Origin of the sequence: Streptomyces sp. NBC_00102, assembly GCF_026343115.1 — a bacterium.
In the GTDB taxonomy this organism is placed as follows: Bacteria; Actinomycetota; Actinomycetes; order Streptomycetales; family Streptomycetaceae; genus Streptomyces.
Window position 1 is genome coordinate 1,690,166 of the sequence record NZ_JAPEMC010000001.1, and the last position, 18,515, is coordinate 1,708,680.

General features: G+C 71.9%; 14 protein-coding genes and 3 tRNA genes. 6 read left to right on the plus strand and 11 right to left on the minus strand.

Annotated features, from left to right (window positions below):
• Window positions 1-37 precede the first annotated feature (37 nt).
• Window positions 38-589: a TetR/AcrR family transcriptional regulator gene (locus OHA55_RS07535; RefSeq protein ID WP_266704001.1), complete on the minus strand. Its 552-nt coding sequence runs from the start codon at window positions 587-589 to the stop codon at window positions 38-40.
• A complete protein-coding gene (locus tag OHA55_RS07540) occupies window positions 586-2,097 on the minus strand; it encodes an MFS transporter (protein WP_266704003.1) in 1,512 nt (503 codons plus the stop codon). Before OHA55_RS07540 ends, OHA55_RS07535 begins: the two co-directional genes overlap by 4 nt.
• A 244-nt stretch (window positions 2,098-2,341) precedes the next feature.
• On the opposite strand from OHA55_RS07540, the gene OHA55_RS07545 reads away from it, so the two are divergent.
• Window positions 2,342-2,770, plus strand: coding sequence for a type II toxin-antitoxin system HicB family antitoxin (locus OHA55_RS07545; protein ID WP_266704005.1), 429 nt, complete (start codon window positions 2,342-2,344; stop codon window positions 2,768-2,770).
• Between the two features lie 182 nt (window positions 2,771-2,952).
• Here the strand turns inward: OHA55_RS07545 and OHA55_RS07550 are convergent.
• The 3 genes from OHA55_RS07550 to OHA55_RS07560 form a co-directional block, all read right to left on the minus strand.
• Window positions 2,953-3,026 (minus strand) — tRNA-Ile (locus tag OHA55_RS07550).
• 264 nt (window positions 3,027-3,290) lie between these two features.
• A tRNA-Asn gene (locus tag OHA55_RS07555) sits at window positions 3,291-3,366 on the minus strand.
• 5 nt (window positions 3,367-3,371) lie between these two features.
• Window positions 3,372-3,444, minus strand: a tRNA-Asn gene (locus OHA55_RS07560).
• Between the two features lie 205 nt (window positions 3,445-3,649).
• Between OHA55_RS07560 and OHA55_RS07565 the strand changes: the two genes are divergently transcribed.
• From OHA55_RS07565 to OHA55_RS07580, 4 genes are all read left to right on the plus strand, one after another.
• The gene (locus tag OHA55_RS07565; RefSeq protein WP_266704007.1) at window positions 3,650-3,967 is read left to right on the plus strand and encodes a YtxH domain-containing protein; all 318 of its coding nucleotides are present in this window, start codon (window positions 3,650-3,652) and stop codon (window positions 3,965-3,967) included.
• A gap of 97 nt (window positions 3,968-4,064) precedes the next feature.
• Window positions 4,065-5,537, plus strand: coding sequence for an FGGY family carbohydrate kinase (locus OHA55_RS07570; RefSeq protein ID WP_266704009.1), 1,473 nt, complete (start codon window positions 4,065-4,067; stop codon window positions 5,535-5,537).
• A gap of 120 nt (window positions 5,538-5,657) precedes the next feature.
• Window positions 5,658-7,391 (plus strand): ABC transporter ATP-binding protein, encoded by a 1,734-nt coding sequence (locus tag OHA55_RS07575; protein WP_266704011.1) that lies wholly within the window; start codon window positions 5,658-5,660, stop codon window positions 7,389-7,391.
• Window positions 7,391-9,316: an ABC transporter ATP-binding protein gene (locus OHA55_RS07580; RefSeq protein ID WP_266704013.1), complete on the plus strand. Its 1,926-nt coding sequence runs from the start codon at window positions 7,391-7,393 to the stop codon at window positions 9,314-9,316. The genes OHA55_RS07575 and OHA55_RS07580 overlap by 1 nt, the downstream gene beginning before the upstream one ends.
• Before the next feature lie 87 nt (window positions 9,317-9,403).
• Here the strand turns inward: OHA55_RS07580 and OHA55_RS07585 are convergent, their stop codons facing one another.
• Together OHA55_RS07585 and dnaG are read right to left on the minus strand one after the other, a co-directional pair.
• Entirely contained in the window at window positions 9,404-10,591 is a 1,188-nt protein-coding gene (locus OHA55_RS07585; RefSeq protein ID WP_266710466.1) for an RNA polymerase sigma factor, read from the minus strand.
• Window positions 10,592-10,736: 145 nt separating this feature from the next.
• On the minus strand, window positions 10,737-12,659 hold the full coding sequence (dnaG, locus tag OHA55_RS07590) for a DNA primase (protein ID WP_266704015.1): 1,923 nt from the start codon (window positions 12,657-12,659) through the stop codon (window positions 10,737-10,739).
• Between the two features lie 132 nt (window positions 12,660-12,791).
• On the opposite strand from dnaG, the gene OHA55_RS07595 reads away from it, so the two are divergent.
• Window positions 12,792-13,343 (plus strand): hypothetical protein, encoded by a 552-nt coding sequence (locus tag OHA55_RS07595; RefSeq protein ID WP_266704017.1) that lies wholly within the window; start codon window positions 12,792-12,794, stop codon window positions 13,341-13,343.
• Between the two features lie 171 nt (window positions 13,344-13,514).
• Here the strand turns inward: OHA55_RS07595 and OHA55_RS07600 are convergent, their stop codons facing one another.
• The 4 genes from OHA55_RS07600 to OHA55_RS07615 form a co-directional block, all read right to left on the minus strand.
• Window positions 13,515-14,774, minus strand: coding sequence for an NAD(P)/FAD-dependent oxidoreductase (locus OHA55_RS07600; protein ID WP_266704019.1), 1,260 nt, complete (start codon window positions 14,772-14,774; stop codon window positions 13,515-13,517).
• A gap of 212 nt (window positions 14,775-14,986) precedes the next feature.
• Window positions 14,987-16,459 (minus strand): deoxyguanosinetriphosphate triphosphohydrolase, encoded by a 1,473-nt coding sequence (locus OHA55_RS07605; protein WP_266704021.1) that lies wholly within the window; start codon window positions 16,457-16,459, stop codon window positions 14,987-14,989.
• A 160-nt stretch (window positions 16,460-16,619) separates the two neighbouring features.
• On the minus strand, window positions 16,620-17,330 hold the full coding sequence (locus OHA55_RS07610; RefSeq protein WP_266704023.1) for a tectonin domain-containing protein: 711 nt from the start codon (window positions 17,328-17,330) through the stop codon (window positions 16,620-16,622).
• A 256-nt stretch (window positions 17,331-17,586) separates the two neighbouring features.
• Window positions 17,587-18,399, minus strand: coding sequence for a sirohydrochlorin chelatase (locus tag OHA55_RS07615; RefSeq protein ID WP_266704025.1), 813 nt, complete (start codon window positions 18,397-18,399; stop codon window positions 17,587-17,589).
• Between the last annotated feature and the right edge of the window lie 116 nt (window positions 18,400-18,515).

Here is an 18,515-nt window from a genome sequence, read left to right on the forward strand (position 1 = left end):
GACCGTGCCGAGGTATGCGGACGACCGGGCCGGAGGCTCAGGAGCCCTGGCCGAGCATGTCCAGCACCAGAGGGACGAGTTCGTCCGGGTCGGCCCCGGCGAGTGCTCCCAGGGTGCCGCCGTGGCGGCAGAGCACGATGCCCACGAACGCCGCCACCGCCAATTCCGCCCGCAACCGAGGCCGGTCCCGACCCTCGCGGGTGAAGCGCTCGCACAACGGGTCCACCAGACGCCACTGAAGCTGCTCCAGGGCGGCGTCTCGAACGCCCGGCTCCTTCAACGGGTCGACCGCCGAACGGAAGATCGGCCCCGGACCGCGGAGATCCACCCCGCTCACCAGCCCGCGGTTGCGCTCGGGTTCCAGCAGGTCGGCCGGCCGGGCCCCCGCACGGTCCAGGTCGAGCACCGCGAGGTAGAGCTGCGCCTTGCCCCCGAAGTAACGGGCGATCAGGGCCGGATCCACACCGGCGCGCTCGCCGATCTCCCGCGTGGTGCTGCGGTCGAAGCCACGTTCGGCGAACAGGCCGGCAGCCGCCTCCAGCAGCAGCTGGCGGCTGCGGACGGCGTCCCGCCGTCTGCCCTCGCTCACCGGACGGGTCCGCCCGGTACCGCGGTCACACTGTCCTCGGCGCCCTCGGCGTCCGCAAGGCTCTCTTCCATCAGCAGTTCCTCGTCCACGGTCCCGGCGGTTGCCCCGGACTCCCGTGCCCCGGCCCGTCCGGGCAGGACGATCGTAACGATCCCGGCGACCACCCAGATCGCACAGCCCAGCCAGGCGGCTGCCTGGTAGCCGCTGTCCGTCGGCAGGATCCGGCCCGGGGCGGTGTGCGCCTCCAGGACGACCGCGCTGACGACGCTGCCGGTCGTGTAACCGATGGTGCGCACCACCTGGTTGAAGCTGATGGCGCTGCCGGTCTCGTGCGCGGGCACGGCATTGACGATCAGCCCGGGCATCACGGCGAAGGTGCAGCCGACGCCGAGTCCGGCGACGCCCATGACCACGAAGAGCTCCCACAGACTGCCCCGGGCGCACAGGAACAGCACCATCGACACCAGGGAGATCCCGCACCCGATCGGCAGCACCGCCCCCGTGGACGTCCGCCGGACCAGCAGCGGCACCAGCTTGTTGGAGGCCACACTGGCGGCCGAGAAGGGCAGCAGCACCAGCCCGGTCACCAGCACCGACGTGCCGAAGCCGTAGCCGGTGGAGGCCGGGGTCTGAGCGAACCGGGTGATCAGCGACATCATCATGTACATCGCCACACCCGCGATGAGGCCGGCGACGTTCGCGGTCAGCACCGACCGGTTGCGCAGCGTACGCAGGTCCACCAGGGGGTGGGCGGTGCGCAGTTCATGGAACCCCCAGCCGGTCAGGAGCAGCAGCGCGAAGAGCACCAGGCCCACCACCCGGGCCGAGGTCCAGCCCCAGACCTCGCCCTCGCTCAGCGCGAGCAGCAGCGAGGCCAGTCCGACGGCGAGCATGGCCGCGCCGGGGGCGTCCAGGGGTCGCTTCTCCCGTCCGGCCGCCTGCGGTACGACCAGCGCGGCGGCGAGCAGGGCGAGGCCGCTGATGACGGCGCCGAACCAGAAGGCGGCGTGCACGCCGATGGTCTGGGTGATCAGTCCGGTGAGCGGATAGCCGAGTCCGACGCCGGCCACGGTGGTGATGGAGAGCATCGCCACCGCGGAGCGCGACCGCCCTCCCGGCAGGGCGTCGCGCGCGGTGGCGATGGCCAACGGGACGAGGCCGAGACCCACTCCCTGCATCCCGCGTCCGGTGACCAGGAACCCGAAGCCGAGGGGAAGCGCGGCCAGCACGCTGCCGGCCAGCACCGTCACGAGGGCCCCCAGCACCACCCGCCGCCGGTGAGGGCCGTCGCCCATGCGCCCCATCACGGGGGTGGCTATGGAGCCGACGAGCAGGGTGACCGTGAGCGACCACTGTGCGTCGGACAGGGAGACGTGGTCCACCTCGGCGATGGTCGGCACCAGCGGAGCCCCGAGGCTGCTGATCACCGCGACCACCGTGCCGATGAACACCAGTACCGGGACCAGCGCCCGTTGTCGCAGGTCGGCGGTGGCACGAGGGGCGTTCATGGGCATGCTCTCCCGAGATTGTCATCAAGTGATGTCTTCAGATGATGACATGCGCCCCCGAAGCGGCGGCGCCCGAACACCAGGAAGGCCGGCATCGACGGCTCCGCCTTCGGTGGCGCTTTCCGCAGAACTCAAATCCCCCTTGAGTTCGATCATCCGGACGACCGAGGGTGCGTAAGCGCCCCGGCCGCCCGGGCCAACCGTCTCCACATCACCGAACCGAGCGAAATAAGGGGCGCACCGAATGACCACGCACAAGGCAACAGCAGAGCGTCAGGGACGCTTCTGGGTCGTGAGCATCGACGGCCTTCCGGACGGAGAACAGAACGTCACACAGGGCCTGACCTGGACCGAGGCCCACGAGAACGCCCGGGATCTGGTCAGTCTGGTTCTGGACGTCGAGGACGATCCGGCCGTCTACACCGTCGACCTCGTCCCGGCAGACCCGGTGATGTTCGAGGTCGTACGGGAGGCCGAGGAAGCCGACGCCGCCGTACAGGAGGCGGAGAAGCGCCGCCGTGTGGCGATGACACGAGCAGCGAAGACGCTCGTGGGCCTCGGGCTGACCCAGGCCAAGGCCGGTCGCATGCTCGGCGTCACGCACCAGCGCATCGCCCAGCTCGCACCCAAGGCAGCGAACAAGAACGCCAAGAAGAAGTCCGTGGCCGCCTGACGGGCATGACGCACCGTCGCGCCGTCCCGCGCGACCGCCGCACAGGCAGGTCGGACGCATCCGAGGTGCGTCGGCACGCCGCGACGGAGGGCCGTACCGCACGACCGGCTGGTACCGCACGGAAACCCGCCGCATGAACCACGAATCCCCAGGTCAGAACGATTCTGCCTGGGGACGCTGGGTGGGGCGGGTGGGACTCGAACCCACGGCCGACGGATTATGAGTCCGCTGCTCTAACCGGCTGAGCTACCGCCCCGTTTCGGCGTGGCGCGTACATGTGTGCGCGCCGTCTGCCGCAGCATAGCCGGTCATACGATCTCTCGCTGCGGCTGGTCGACTTCGCTTGATCTTGAGGACCGCGCTGCGTGCTGCCCGGTTCCGGGCGGCCGGAAAGCCACCCGAACGTGTCACGGGAGAGGTGCCGGAGGGGCTCGGGGCGGTCGGCGAGTGACGTGCGCCACGGTCGCGGCGCACGCGGGGTCACAAACGCGGAAGAGGACCCCGAAGGGTCCTCTTCCGTTGGCTCCCCCGACTGGACTCGAACCAGTAACCCTCCGGTTAACAGCCGAATGCTCTGCCAATTGAGCTACAGGGGACCGCGCTCCCCCGACTGGACTCGAACCAGTAACCTGCCGGTTAACAGCCGGCTGCTCTGCCAATTGAGCTACAGGGGATTGCTGCGTTGCCTCGAAATCGTACCTGCCTGGCTACTGCCGGGCGGCGCGCTCTCGCTGCGACACATACATTAGCGCAAGCAGGGGGGTGCTTCGCCAATCGGTATGCCCCGGGGTGATCTCGGGCGCCTCCGGGTAGGCGGGGAGCAGACGTCCCACGCAGCGAACGTCCCACGCAGCGAACGCAGAACGAAGGGTGACTGCCATGCGGTACCGGCTCACGTTCATCGCCGGCCTCGCTCTCGGCTACGTGCTCGGCACGCGGGCCGGCCGGGAGCGCTACGAGCAGCTGAAGAAGTCCGCCCGCCAGGTCGCCGAGAACCCTGCCGTGCGGAACACCGTGGAGTCCGCCGCGCAGAGCGGCCGGGAGTACGCGGGGAAGGCGTACCACTCGGTGAGCGAGAAGGTCGGCGAGAAGGTCGAAGGCCGGGTCCCCGCCTCGGTGGCCGACCGGGTGCGGTCGCTCCGGGAGCGCGCCGGACACAACGGCGTCGAGGACGACTGGGGCACCACCAACACCTGACCCGTCCCGCGTCACCCGCAACCGCCTCGGGCCCCCGCACACCGCGGGGGCCCGAGGCGGTTGCGGGTGAGCCCACGCGATGCGGCAGAATCCGTACATGGGCATAGTCGCCGGCTTGGACAGTTCCGCCGCCTTCACACACATCGTCGTCTGCGACACGGACACGGGTGCCGTGCTGCGGCAGGGGTACGCCGCGCATCCGGTCGAGCCGAAGGCCGTGGAGGTCGATCCGCAGGCCTGGCTGCTCTCCCTCGGTGAGGCGGCGGCCGGCGGGCTGCTGGAGAACGTCGAGGCCATCGGGGTCGCCGCGCAGCAGCACGGGCTGGTGGCGCTGGACCGGCAGGGCACGCCCGTCCGTCCGGCGCTGGTGGGCAACGACCGGCGGGCGCAGGTCGCCGCGGCGGATCTGGTCGACGGGCTCGGCGGGCGACAGCCCTGGGCCGAGGCGGTCGGGGCCGTACCGCAGGCGTCTCAGCCGGTGGCGAAGCTGCGGTGGCTGGCGCGTACCGAGCCGGAGAACGCCAAGCGTGTGGCGGCCGTGCTCCAGCCGCACGACTGGCTGGTGTGGCAGTTGCTCGGCCGTCCCGCGCGGCGGACCACCGACCGGGGCGCGGCCTCGGGTACGGGGTACTGGTCGGCGCGGACGTCGTCCTACCGGCCCGATCTCGTGGAGCTGGCGCTCGGCCATCAGGCGGCGCTGCCCGAGGTGCTGGGCCCCTCGGACGCGGCCGGGACGACCCCCGAGGGGCTGCTGATCTCCGCCGGTACCGGCGAGACGATGGCGGCGGCGTTCGGGCTGGGGGTCGCAGCCGGGGACGCGGTGGTGTCGCTGGGGGCCTCCGGGTCCGTGATGGCGGTGCACCACGAGGCGCTGGCCGATCCGCGCGGGATGATCACCTCCTTCGCCGACGCGACCGGGATGCACCTGCCGGTGGTGCACACCTCCAACGCGGTACGGGCCCTGCGCGGGACCGCCGACATGCTCGGTCTGGACGGAGGGCTGGAGGAACTGTCGGAGCTGGCGCTGAAGTCGACGCCCGGGTCCTCCGGTCTCGTGCTGCTGCCGTACCTGGAGGGCGAGCGGACCCCGCAGCTTCCGCACGCGGCGGGCACGCTCTGCGGGCTGCGGCGCGAGTCGATGAAGCCGGAGCACCTGGCGCGGGCCGCGTTCGAGGGGATGCTCTGCTCGCTGGCCGACGCGCTCGACGTGCTGCGCCGGCGCGGGGTGCGGGTGCGGCGGGTGTTCCTGCTGGGCGCGGCGGCCGAACTGCCCGCGGTGCGCGCGATGGCGCCGGCGGTCTTCGGTACGCAGGTCGTCGTGCCGCAGCCCGCGCAGTACGCGGCGCTGGGCGCGGCGCGGCAGGCGGCGTGGGCGCTGGGGGTCTCGCAGGGCCGGCTCGACCCGGGTACTCCCCCGGCCTGGCAGGGTGCGTCGGCGCAGGTGCTGGAGCCGGGCGAGGAGCTGCCGGTGGGCCGGGCGGTGCGTCAGCAGTACGAGGCGACGCGCGAGCAGATCCACCCGGGGGCGTTCGCGTCCGACGGGCCGGGCGCGGAGGACGGTACGGACTGACGGCGGTCGTGAGCCCCACGCCCGCTTCTTGACCTCGGCTTGGGGAAATCCGTTCGTCCCTTCGGAGGGCGGCACGGCAAGATGGTTCGGCCTCTGCCGTCGCCGACCCGAGAGACACGCGTGCTCATAAAACTGCTCAGGTCCTTCCTGGGCCCCTACCGAAGGCCGATCCTGCTGCTGGTGTTCCTCCAGCTCCTGCAGACCTGCGGCTCGCTCTTCCTGCCCAGCCTGAACGCCGACATCATCGACAACGGTGTCGTGAAGGGCGACACGGGCTACATCCTGGAGTACGGCGGCCTGATGATCGCCGTCAGCGTCGTCCAGGTCGTCTGCAACATCGGCGCCGTCTACTTCGGGGCGCGGACCGCCTCCTCGCTCGGCCGTGACCTGCGGGCCTCGGTCTTCGACCGGGTGCAGTCGTTCTCGGCCCGTGAGGTCGCCCGGTTCGGGGCGCCCTCGCTGATCACCCGTACGACCAACGACGTCCAGCAGATCCAGATGCTGGTCCTGATGAGCTTCACGCTGATGGTGTCCGCGCCCATCATGTGCGTCGGCGGGATCATCATGGCGCTCGGCCAGGACGTGCCGCTCTCCGCCGTGCTGCTGGCCGTGGTGCCGCTGCTGGGGATCGCGGTGAGCCTGATCGTCCGGAAGATGCGGCCGCTGTTCCGCACGATGCAGACGCGGCTCGACACGGTGAACCGGGTGCTGCGCGAGCAGATCACCGGCAACCGCGTGATCCGCGCGTTCGTGCGCGACGGGTACGAGGTGAAGCGGTTCCGGGGTGCGAACACGGAGCTGACCGACGTGGCGGTCTCCACGGGCCGGCTGATGGCGCTGATGTTCCCGACCGTGATGACGGTGGTGAACGTGTCGTCGATCGCGGTGGTGTGGTTCGGTGCGCACCGGATCGACAGCGGCGGGATGCAGATCGGGGCGCTGACGGCGTTCCTGTCCTATCTGATGCAGATCGTCATGTCCGTCATGATGGCCACCTTCATGTTCATGATGGTGCCGCGCGCCGAGGTGTGCGCCGAGCGCATCGACGAGGTCCTGGAGACCGAGTCCAGTGTGGTGCCGCCCGTCGCCCCGGTGACGGAGCTGCGCCGCCACGGCCATCTGGAGCTGCGGGGTGCGGAGTTCCGTTACCCGGGCGCCGAGGAGCCGGTGCTGCGCGCGGTGGACCTGGTGGCGCGGCCCGGGGAGACGACCGCGATCATCGGGTCGACGGGCAGCGGGAAGTCGACGCTGCTCGGCCTCGTGGCGCGGCTGTTCGACGTGACGGAGGGCGAGGTCCTCGTCGACGGTACGGACGTGCGGACGCTGGATCCGGCTCTGCTGGCGAAGACGGTGAGCCTGGTCCCGCAGAAGCCGTATCTCTTCTCGGGGACGGTGGCGTCGAACCTGCGGTACGGGAACCCGGACGCGACCGACGAGGAGCTGTGGCACGCGCTGGAGGTGGCGCAGGCGAAGGAGTTCGTCGAGGGGCTGGAGAACGGTCTGAACGCGCCGGTCGCGCAGGGCGGCACCAATGTCTCCGGCGGTCAGCGGCAGCGTCTCGCGATCGCGCGGACACTGGTGCGCAAGCCGGAGATCTACCTCTTCGACGACTCGTTCTCGGCGCTCGACTACGCGACCGACGCGGCGCTGCGCAAGGCGCTCGGGCGGGAGACCGCGGGGGCGACGGTGGTGATCGTGGCGCAGCGGGTGTCGACCATCCGCGACGCGGACCGGATTCTCGTCCTGGACGAGGGCCGGGTCGTGGGCACGGGCACCCATCGCGAGCTGATGGACGGCAATGAGACGTACCGGGAGATCGTTCTCTCCCAGCTGACGGAAGCGGAGGCGGCGTAATGGCCGGGCCGGGCGGACGGATGATGGCCGGGGCGCCCGTACAGAAGTCGGCCGACTTCAAGGGGTCGGCCAAGCGGCTGCTGGGGCGGTTCAGCACGGAGAAGTCCTCGCTGTACCTGATGCTCTGCGCGGGTGTGCTGAGCGTGGGTCTGTCGGTGGTCGGGCCGAAGATCCTCGGTGCGGCGACGGACCTGATCTTCGGTGGGGTCATCGGGCGGAGCATGCCCGAGGGCGCCACGAAGGCACAGGCGATCCAGCACCTGCGGGACAAGGGCGACGGCGGTCTCGCCGATCTGCTCTCCGGGGTGGACTTCACTCCGGGCGAGGGCATCGACTTCACCGCGGTGGGGCATGTCCTGCTGGCGGTACTGGCGGTGTACGTCGGTGCGGGGCTGCTGATGCTGGTGTCGACGCGGCTGTCGATCCGGGTGATCAACCGGGTGGTGTTCCAGCTCCGCGAGGATCTTCAGACGAAGCTGTCGCGGCTGCCGCTGTCGTACTTCGACAAGAAGCAGCGCGGTGAGGTGCTGAGCCGGGCGACCAACGACATCGACAACATCTCGCAGACGCTCCAGCAGACGATGGGGCAGCTGATCAACTCGCTGCTGACGATCGTCGGCGTGCTGGTCATGATGTTCTGGATCTCCCCGCTGCTGGCGCTCGTGGCGCTCGTCACGGTGCCGCTGTCGGTGGTCGTGGCGTCGCGGGTGGGCAAGCGTTCGCAGCCGCAGTTCGTGCAGCAGTGGAAGGTCACGGGCCGGCTCAACGCCCACATCGAGGAGATGTACACCGGGCACGCCCTGGTGAAGGTCTTCGGGCGTCAGGACGAGTCGGCCGAGCGGTTCGCGGAGGACAACGAGGCGCTCCACGAGGCCGCGTTCAAGGCGCAGTTCAACAGCGGGATCATGCAGCCGCTGATGATGTTCGTGTCGAACCTGAACTACGTGCTGGTCGCGGTCGTCGGCGGGCTGCGGGTGGCGTCGGGTTCGCTGTCGATCGGTGACGTGCAGGCGTTCATCCAGTACTCGCGGCAGTTCTCGATGCCGCTGACGCAGGTGGCGTCGATGGCGAACCTGTTGCAGTCCGGTGTCGCGTCGGCCGAGCGGGTCTTCGAGCTGCTGGACGCCGAGGAGCAGGAGGCCGATCCGGCCGACGCGCAGCGTCCCTCCGAGCTGCTGGGCAGTGTGCGGCTGGAGAAGGTGTCGTTCCGCTACGACCCGGAGAAGCCGCTCATCGAGGATCTGTCGCTGAGCGTGGAGCCCGGGCAGACGGTGGCCATCGTGGGGCCGACGGGTGCGGGCAAGACGACGCTGGTCAACCTGCTGATGCGGTTCTACGAGGTGACCGGCGGGCGGATCCTGCTGGACGGCGTGGACGTGGCGCGGATGTCGCGCGACGAGCTGCGGACCGGGATAGGCATGGTCCTCCAGGACACCTGGCTGTTCGGCGGTTCGATCGCGGAGAACATCGCGTACGGCGCTTCGCGCGAGGTCACCCGGGAGGAGATCGAGGAGGCGGCCCGCGCGGCGCACGCGGACCGGTTCGTCCGTACGCTCCCCGAGGGGTACGACACCGTCATCGACGACGAGGGCACCGGGGTCAGCGCGGGCGAGAAGCAGCTGATCACCATCGCGCGGGCGTTCCTGTCCGACCCGGTGATCCTGGTGCTGGACGAGGCGACCAGCTCGGTCGACACGCGTACCGAGGTGCTGATCCAGAAGGCGATGGCACGCCTGGCGCACGGGCGGACCAGCTTCGTGATCGCGCACCGGCTCTCCACGATCCGGGACGCCGACGTGATCCTGGTGATGGAGAACGGTTCGATCGTGGAGCAGGGTTCGCACGAGGAGCTGCTCGCGGCGAAGGGTGCGTACGCGCGGCTGTACGCCGCTCAGTTCGCCGAGGCGCTGGCCGAGGTGGACTGACCTCCGGAGAGGCCGCGTCCGGCCGAGGGCCGAAGGCACCCGAGGGCGCTCCTGGACTGCCGGGAGCGCCCTCGGGCGTCGTCCGGGTCAGTCGAGGTAGCCGCGGAGCTGCTCGGCGTAGGCGTGGCCGCGGAGCCTGGCGAGGGTCTTGGCCTCGATCTGGCGGATGCGTTCGCGGGTGACGCCGAAGAGGGTGCCGATCTCCTCCAGGGTGCGGGAGCGTCCGTCGTCCAGGCCGTAGCGGAGCCGGACGACGCGGCGTTCGCGTTCGCCGAGGGTGGAGAGGACCGCTTCGAGGTGTTCGCGCAGCAGCAGGAAGGACGCGGACTCGGCGGGTGAGGCGGCGTCGCCGTCCTCGATGAGGTCGCCGAAGCAGACGTCCGCCTCCTCGCCGACGGGGGCGTGCAGCGAGACGGGTTCCTGGGCGAGCCGCAGGACCTCGCGGATGCGTTCCGCGGAGAGGCCGAGTTCGGCGCCGACCTCCTCGGCGGCGGGGTCGTGGCCGCGTTCCTGGAGGAGGCGGCGGCGTACCCGGACGACGCGGTTGATCTGCTCGACGACGTGGACCGGGACGCGGATGGTGCGGGCCTGGTCGGCGAGGGCGCGGGACATGGCCTGGCGGATCCACCAGGTCGCGTAGGTGGAGAACTTGTAGCCCCGGGCGTAGTCGAACTTCTCGACGGCCCGGATGAGTCCGAGGTTTCCCTCCTGGACCAGGTCGAGCAGGGTGAGGCCGCGTCCGACGTAGCGCTTGGCGACGGAGACGACGAGCCGGAGGTTGGCCTCGATGAGGCGGCGTTTGGCGGTGCGGCCGAGGACGACGATCCGGTCGAGGTCGTGGGCGAGCCGGGAGTCGGGGTCGGGTGAGGCGGCGAGGCGTTCCTCGGCGAAGAGTCCGGCCTCCACGCGGCGGGCGAGCTCCACCTCCTCGGCGGCGGTCAGCAGCGGGACGCGGCCGATCTCCCGGAGGTACTGGCGCAGGAGGTCCGAGCCGGCCCCGGTGTGGTCGCCGGCCCGGCTCGGGGGCGGCGCGGACGGGAGCTCGTCGCCGTCGTCTTCGTGCAGGAGGGCCTCGGGAGGCGCGGGGGGCCGGGCCCCGCTCTCCGGATGGTGCGCGGCCCTGCTCTGCGGGGGAATCGCGGGGGCGTACGCGGGCGCGGGGTCTTGGTCCGTCGTACTCGTCACGGTCCGGGTCTGCACGGGGGCGACCTCCAGGTGATCGCTGCCGGAACGCGGGGTCGGGGGTCCGCCCTCGGTGGGCCGACGCGCTCCGATGACTCAGGCACCGCCGTCCAGTGTGGCGTACGGCACAACACCGCCACGAGGGGCGTGCGGCGACTTTTTCCGCGCCCCGGCGAAGCCGGTACGGGCCGTACGGGCTCGGGCCGGGGCCCGGTCCTGGTGGGAGCCCCGGGTGGTGTCAGAGGGCGTCGGTGCCGTGGCTGCGGAGCGCCTGGGCGTACTGCTGGAGGACCCAGACCTCGTTCTGCGCGGCGGCGAGGTGGTCGGGGGCGACCTGGGAGCCGAGGCGGGCGAGGCTGCTGTTGACGTCGGCGATCCGGCGGTCCACGGCGCGCAGCCGGACCTGGACGAGCTGCATGCCGGCGTAGGTCTCGTCGATGGACTTGCCGTGGAAGACCTCGACGGCGAGCTCGGTGACGAGCTTGCGGACGGAGTCGTGGGGGGTCGCGTCCAGGACGGCGGCCAGGTAGTCGCGGGGTTCTGCGACGCCCTGCTCGGCGCCGCCCGCTTCGGCGATGCACTCGCGCACGGCGGCGTAGGGCGGGGCGGTGAACTCGTCGGAGCCGTACGCGTCGAAGGCGGGCGAGACCAGGGCGGGCTTCTGGAGGGCCAGCTTGAGGAGTTCGCGTTCGGTGCGGTGGGCGGGGCTGCGCAGGTTGAGCGCGGGGCCGGAGGGGGCGACGGAGGCGGGTGCCACGTCCTGGTGGCGGGCGCCCGGGCGGGCCTGCCGGCCGCCGTTGTTCCCGGACCTGCCGGTGTCGCCGCCCCGTCCGCGCGCCCACTGGGCGAGCTGGTGGACGCGGTGGACGACGTACTCCTGGTCGAGGATGCCGACGAGTCCGGCGAGCTGGACGGCGACCTCGCGCTGCACACTGCCGGTCTTGATCTTCGCGACGACGGGCGCGGCCTCGTCGAGGGCGGCGGCGCGGCCGGCCGGGGTCTCCAGGTCGTAGCGGGCGACGATCTGGCGGAGCGCGAACTCGAAGAGCGGGGTCCGGGGTTCGACCAGGTCGCGGACGGCGTCGTCGCCCTTGACCAGGCGCAGGTCGCAGGGGTCCATGTTGTCGGGCGCGATGGCGATGTAGGTCTCGGCGGCGAACTTCTGGTCGTCCTCGAAGGCGCGCAGGGCCGCCTTCTGGCCTGCCGCGTCGCCGTCGAAGGTGAAGATCACCCGGGCGCTGCCGTTGTCCATCAGGAGGCGGCGCAGGATCTTGATGTGGTCGTTGCCGAAGGCGGTGCCGCAGGTGGCGATGGCGGTGGTGACGCCGGCCAGGTGGCAGGCCATGACGTCGGTGTAGCCCTCGACCACGACGGCGCGGCTGGCCTTGGCGATGTCCTTCTTGGCGAGGTCGATGCCGTAGAGGACCTGCGACTTCTTGTAGACCGGGGTCTCGGGTGTGTTCAGGTACTTCGGGCCGTTGTCGTCGTCGCGCAGTTTGCGCGCGCCGAAGCCGACGATCTCCCCGGCGGTGTCGCTGATGGGCCACATCAGCCGGCCGCGGAACCGGTCGATCGGGCCGCGGCGGCCGTCCTGGGAGAGGCCGGAGGTGATGAGTTCCTTGTCGCTGAAGCCCTTGCCGCGCAGGTAGCGGGTGAGGTGGTCCCAGCCGGCGGGGCTGTAGCCGACACCGAAGTGGGCGGCGGCGGCCTGGTCGAAGCCGCGTTCGGCCAAGAACGCGCGGCCGATCTCGGCCTCGGGTCCGTCGAGCTGCTCGACGTAGAACTTCGCGGCGGCCTGGTGGGCCTCGATCAGCCGGATGCGTTCGCCGCGCTGGTGGGAGGGGTTGTAGCCGCCCTCCTCGTAGCGCAGGGTGATGCCCGCCTTCGCGGCGAGGCGCTCGACCGTCTCGGAGAAGGTGAGGTGGTCGATCTTCATCACGAACGCGAGGGTGTCGCCGCCCTCCTGGCAGCCGAAGCAGTGGAACAGGCCCTTGGAGGGACTGACCTGGAAGGAGGGGGACTTCTCGTCGTGGAAGGGGCAGAGGCCCTTGAGGTTTCCGCCGCCCGCGTTCTTGAGCTGGAGGTATTCGGATACGACGGAGTCGATCGGGACCGCGTCCCGTACCGCCTTCACGTCATCGTCATTGATCCTGCCAGCCACGGGTGAAGTCTACGGGGGCGCGAGGGGTTGCTGTCCTGGCCGGGAGGCGGGGGCGCGTGGGACGCCCGGACGTCGCGCGGGACACCCCGACGTAGAGTGACGCGATCACGTCATTCGGTGGTGGGGGCGCGCATGCGGTACGGACGGTGGGCGGTCGCGGTCGTGGCGGTGGGGGCCGTCCTGGTGGGGCTGAACCGGTGCGGCGGGCCGGACTATCCCGAGGCACCGCCCGGCGGGACGGCCGCGGTGGTACGGGCCGCCTCGGCCATGATCGTCACCGCGGGCGGCCTGGCGGAAGCCGGACGGACCGACGACGGCCTCTCCGCCTCCCACTGCTCCGCGGACCGGTTCCTCACGGGCACGGACGTCGCGCCCGGGGCCTACCGCCTCACGGAGCGCTGGTCGGCGCACGACCTGCCGCCGCACGGGGCGACGGGCGCCGTCAGCGCCGCGGCCCAGGCGCTGACGGCGGCCGGCTGGAAGGTCGAGGGGGTGCTGGACGACGGCGTTCCGGCCACCGCCACCGCCAGGCGCGTCACCGCGCCCACCGAGGGCGCCGTCGTCCGTCTCACGGTGACCTTCGACGTGCCGGAGAGCACGTACCTCCGGGTCACGGTCTCCTCCGGCTGCGTCCGGGCCCCCGACGCCCCGGACGACGAGGACTGGCTGCCCGCCGTCTCCTGACGGCGCACCCCGGGGCGCCCGGGAGCGCGCATGTGCGCCGGGTGGTTGCCTGTGGCATGTCCCGTACACAAAGGTGCGGCGCATCCTCGTGTACGGGACGGGGCCCGGGCGTACGGAGCGGGGCTGCGGAACGCCCACGGAGCGGGGCTGCGGAACAGGGCTACGGAACGGTCAGAGCAGGGATTCGAGCGGCACCGAGGGGTCGGCCAGGGCGTCCGGGTCGTGCTGGGCGCGCGCGGTGATCAGCGCCTGGACGGTCTCCGTGACGTCCCACACATTGACGTTCATCCCGGCCAGCACGCGGCGGTCCCGCAGCCAGAAGGCGAGGAACTCGCGCTTGCGCGCGTCGCCCCGGATGACGACCTGGTCGTAACTGCCGGGCGGCGCCCACCCCGAGTATTCGAGGCCCAGGTCGTACTGGTCGGAGAAGAAGTACGGCACCCGGTCGTAGCGGACCTCCTGGCCGAGCATCGCCCGGGCGGCGGCCGGGCCGCCGTTCAGCGCGTTCGCCCAGTGCTCGACGCGCAGCCGGGTGCCGAAGAGCGGGTGCTCGACCGAGGCGACGTCCCCGGCGGCGTGGATGTGCGGGTCCGAGGTGCGCAGCGAGGCGTCCACGGCGATGCCGCCGCCGTGCGCCCGGTCGGCGAGCTCCAGCCCGGCGGCCTCCGCGAGCGCGGTGCGCGGGGCGGCGCCGATCGCCGCGAGCACGTGGTGGGCCGGGTGCTCCTCGCCGTCGTCGGTACGCGCCGCGAGCACCACGCCGTCCTGGCCGACGATCTCGGTGAGGCGGGCGCCGAAGTGGAAGCGGACGCCGTGGTCGCTGTGCAGATCGGTGAAGATCTGGCCCAGCTCGGGGCCGACGACGCCGTGCAGCGGGGTCGGTTCGGGCTCCACGACGGTGACCTCGGCGCCGTAGCCGCGGGCGGCCGCCGCGACCTCCAGTCCGATCCAGCCGGCCCCGGCGATCACCAGGTGGCCGTTGTCCCGGCCGAGGGCGGAGAGCACCCCGCGCAGCCGGTCGGCGTGGGCGAGGCGGCGCAGGTGGTGGACGCCGACCAGGCCGGTGCCCGGAATCGGCAGCCTGCGCGGTTCGGAGCCGGTGGCGAGGAGCAACTTGTCGTAGTGGATCACGGTGTTGTCGCCGAGCTGAACGGAACGGGCGTACCGGTCGATGGAGGTGACCGGCTGGCCGAGGTGGAGTTCCACGTCGGCACCCGCGTACCACGCCTTCTCCTGGACGAACACGCTGTCGCGTTCGGCCTTTCCGGAGAGGTACCCCTTCGAGAGCGGCGGCCGCTCGTAGGGGTGGTCGAGTTCGTCACCGATCAGGATCACCCGGCCGTCGAACCCCTGCGAGCGGAGTTCCTCGGCCGCTTTCGCGCCGGCCAGTCCTCCGCCGACGATGACGAACGTCCTGTGTGCGTCCACCACTTGCTGCCTCCTCAGTGCGTACTGCGCGGTGTGTACTGCGCGGCGCCCTCACCCTGCGAGCCTCCCGCACGGAGGGTGAGGGCGAAAGAGGGTGTGCCCCTCCCGGGCTGTCCCGTCGGCGCATGTCCCATGGTCGCGGGCGCGGCTGTGTGCCAGCACATCATCCGCCCCGCCGACGGGGGCGACCGCCGCGCCCCGCAGGTCACGGCGCGTCAGGAGGCGTTCCTGGGCGAGCCTTCCGTCAGGTAGAGGTGCAGGGAACGGGCCGAGGCGTCGGTGAGGGCGGCGATCTGGTCCACCAGGACGCGCTTGCGGGCACGGTCGTCGGGCGCGGTCTCGTACAGGGCGCGGAACTGCGGTTCCAGGCCCTCGGGCGCCCGGGCGGTGAGCGCGGCGGCGAGTTCGGCGATGACGACGCGCTGACCGGCGCGGATCGCCTCCTGTTCGGTGCGCTGCATGACGTACCGGACGGCGACGGCCTTGAGCACCGCGCACTCGGCGCGTACCTCGCGGGGGACGACCAGCTCGGCGCCGTAGCGGGTGAGCCGGCCGGGGCCGTGGACCTCGCGGGTCGCGGTCTCCGCCGCCTGGCAGAACCGGCCGATGAGCTGGCTGGTGGCGTCCTTCAGCCGGGCCTGCGCCACGGCGGAGCCGTCGTAGGCGTGCGGCCACCACTCCTGGCCGGTGAGCCGGTCCAGTGCCTCGGCGAGCTCCTCCGGGTCGGTGTCCGGGGGGACGTACCGGCCGATGGCTGCGGCCCAGATCGCCGCCCGCTCCGACGGGTCGTGCAGGCGGGCGGGGACGAAGTGGCCCGCGTGCAGGCCGTCCTCGAAGTCGTGGACGGAGTACGCCACGTCGTCGGACCAGTCCATCACCTGGGCCTCGAAGCAGGTCCGGCCGGGCGGCGCTCCCTCGCGGGCCCAGGAGAAGACCGGCAGATCGTCCTCGTACACCCCGAACTTGGCCGATTTCGGGTCGGTCGGGTGGCTGCCGCGCGGCCAGGGGTACTTGGTGGCGGCGTCGAGCGCGGCCCGGGAGAGGTTGAGGCCGACGCTGGTGGGCTCGCCGGTGAGGGGGTCGCGGACGAACCGCTTCGGTTCCAGCCGGGTCAGCAGCCGCAGCGACTGGGCGTTGCCCTCGAAGCCGCCGCAGTCGGCGGCGAACTCGTTGAGCGCCTGCTCGCCGTTGTGGCCGAACGGCGGGTGGCCCATGTCGTGCGCCAGGCAGGCCGTCTCCACCAGGTCCGGATCGCAGCCGAGGACCGCCCCCAGCTCCCGGCCGACCTGCGCGCACTCCAGGGAGTGGGTGAGCCGGGTGCGCGGACTGGCGTCCCAGCCCACGCCCCGGGTGCCGGGCGTGACGACCTGCGTCTTCCCGGCGAGCCTGCGCAGCGCGGCGGAGTGCAGCACGCGGGCGCGGTCGCGCTGGAAGGCGGTGCGGCCGGGGCGTTTGTCGGCTTCGGTGTCCCAGCGCTCGGTGTCGGAGGGCGCGTACCCCGAGGGCGCGTATCCCGACGGCGAGTTGGCGGCCGGGGTTCGGAGGACCGCCGGGTCGGCCGCCCCGACCGCGCCGTCCGCGCCGTGCGCCCCCGGCCTCCCGCCGGGGGCGTCCCGGTGGGCACTGTCGGTGTGTTCTGTCCCGTGGTGTTGTGTCCCGTGCGTACCGATTCCGTGTGTCCCGTCCATGGTGACGACCATAACGACCGTCTCGGACATCGGGCCGGGGCTGATGCCGGGATTCTTCGCACGGGGATTCGTCGTCCGTGGTGGGTGGTGGTGACGCCTCCGCGCGTGCCCCGGCCCGCGTCACGCTGTCACGGTCGGGGCCCGCACGGCAGGGGCGGGATCAGCTCGGCTGGTCGCCGGTGTACCGGAAGATGTCCCCGGCGCTGTTGACGTGCCACGCGTTGCCGTCGGCCCCGGCGGCGATGTCGGTGGCGGTGCCGGGGATCTTGACCCACGGGTTGGTGCCGCTCGCGTCGTTGTTGGTGTACCGGTAGATGCTGCCGGCCGGGTCGACGCCCCACACGTTCGTCCGGGAGCCCACCGCGATCCGCTTGAGGCTGCCCGGGACGTCCGCCCACGGGTCCGAGGGGTCCTGGTCGCCGGTGTACCGGTAGATCCGGTTGGCACTGTTGACGCCCCACACGGTGCCGTCCGCGCCCGCGCCGATGTCGCTCAGCGACCCCGGGATGTTGATCCACGGGTTGGCGTCGTGGTTGGTGTAGCGGTAGATGCCGCCCGCGGAGTCCACCCCCCACACGTTCGTCCGGGAGCCGGCGTCGATGCGGACCAGACTGCCGTTGACGCCCACCCAGTTCACCGTGGACTGGTCCCCGGTGTACCGGTAGATCTGATTGCCCGCGTTGACACCCCACACCGTGCCGTCCGAGGCGGCGCCGATGTCGCTCAGCGCGCCCGGGATGTTGATCCAGGGGCTGCCGTCGTAGTTGGTGTACCGGTAGATCGCGTTCCCCGCGTTCACACCCCACACCGTCGTCCTGGACCCCGCGGAGATTGCCGAGAGGCTGCCTGCGACCTTCACCCAGTCCGCCATGTCCTCACACCTTTCCTCGAACCAGTGGCGGGCGCCATGCTCCGGGACACGGATGAGCACGTGGGGGTGGTGGATGCGTGTCCGGGTGCCGAACGAGCCAGAAACAGGGAGGTTTGGGCTTTGGCCGCGCCGGGGGGCCGGAGCCGGAACGTTTCCGGCCCGCGGCGCTTCGGCCGGAAGTGCTGTCCCTCTCCGTGGTGATCGACACGCAGGCCGGTCCGTGCCTCCGCCGGAGGGCAGCCGGGCGCGGAAGGTGTCAGGCCGACGCGAGCAGTGGCTCGCCGGCCGGAACCGCACCCGCGCGCGCCTGGTCGTAGCGGTGCAACAGCAGCCGGGCCATCGCGGGGTGGTCGCCGAGCGGGGCCGCCGCGATGCCCGGGGCGGCGTCCGCCGCCGCCGTCGCGAAGCGGCCGTGGGCGGTGAAGTACGAGGCCACGGCGATGCGGTGGTACCCGCGGGCGGCGAGTGCGCGGACCGCGACGGGCACGGTGGGCGTGGCGGCGGAGGCGTACGCGGGCACCACCGGCACCCCGCCGAGACGCTCGCCGAGGAGGCGGGCGGTGCGCCGGGTGTCGGCGGCGGACTCGGGGTCGCGCGAACCGGCGGCGGCCAGCACCACGGCGTCCCCGCGTCCCGGCCCGCCCTGCGCGTTCCCACGTCCGTCGGTCCAGCCGGCCTCGACGAGCCGCCCGTACAGGGCCTCCACCAGCAGCGGGTGGGGTCCGAGCGGGGCGGCGAGAAGGGTACGGACGGCGGGTGCGGCGGCGGCGAACGCGGGCAGGTCCTGCTTGACGTGGTAGCCCCGGCCGAGCAGCAGCGGTACGAGCACGGCGGAGCCGCCCGAGAGCTCCGCGAGCGTCTGCGGCAGCAGTGGTGCGTTCAGCTCGATGTGGCCGAGGCGCACGTCGAGGCCGGGGCGCATCTCCCGTACGCGGTCGAGCAGTCGCGTCACCGTCCGGACCGCCTGCGGGTCCCGGCTGCCGTGCGCCACGGCGACCAGGGCCGGGGCGCCGTGGGCCTCTTCGGGGGTGTGGCCCGTGGGGCGGGCGGAGTACCGGGTGCGCTGCATGGGCCTGCGGGTTCCGTTCCGGGAGGCGACGGCGGGGGACGGCGACGGCGCCGGGGCGCCGAAGGAACCAGGGTGTGGCGCCCCGCATCGTCCTGTCACCAGCCTGCGGGACCGAG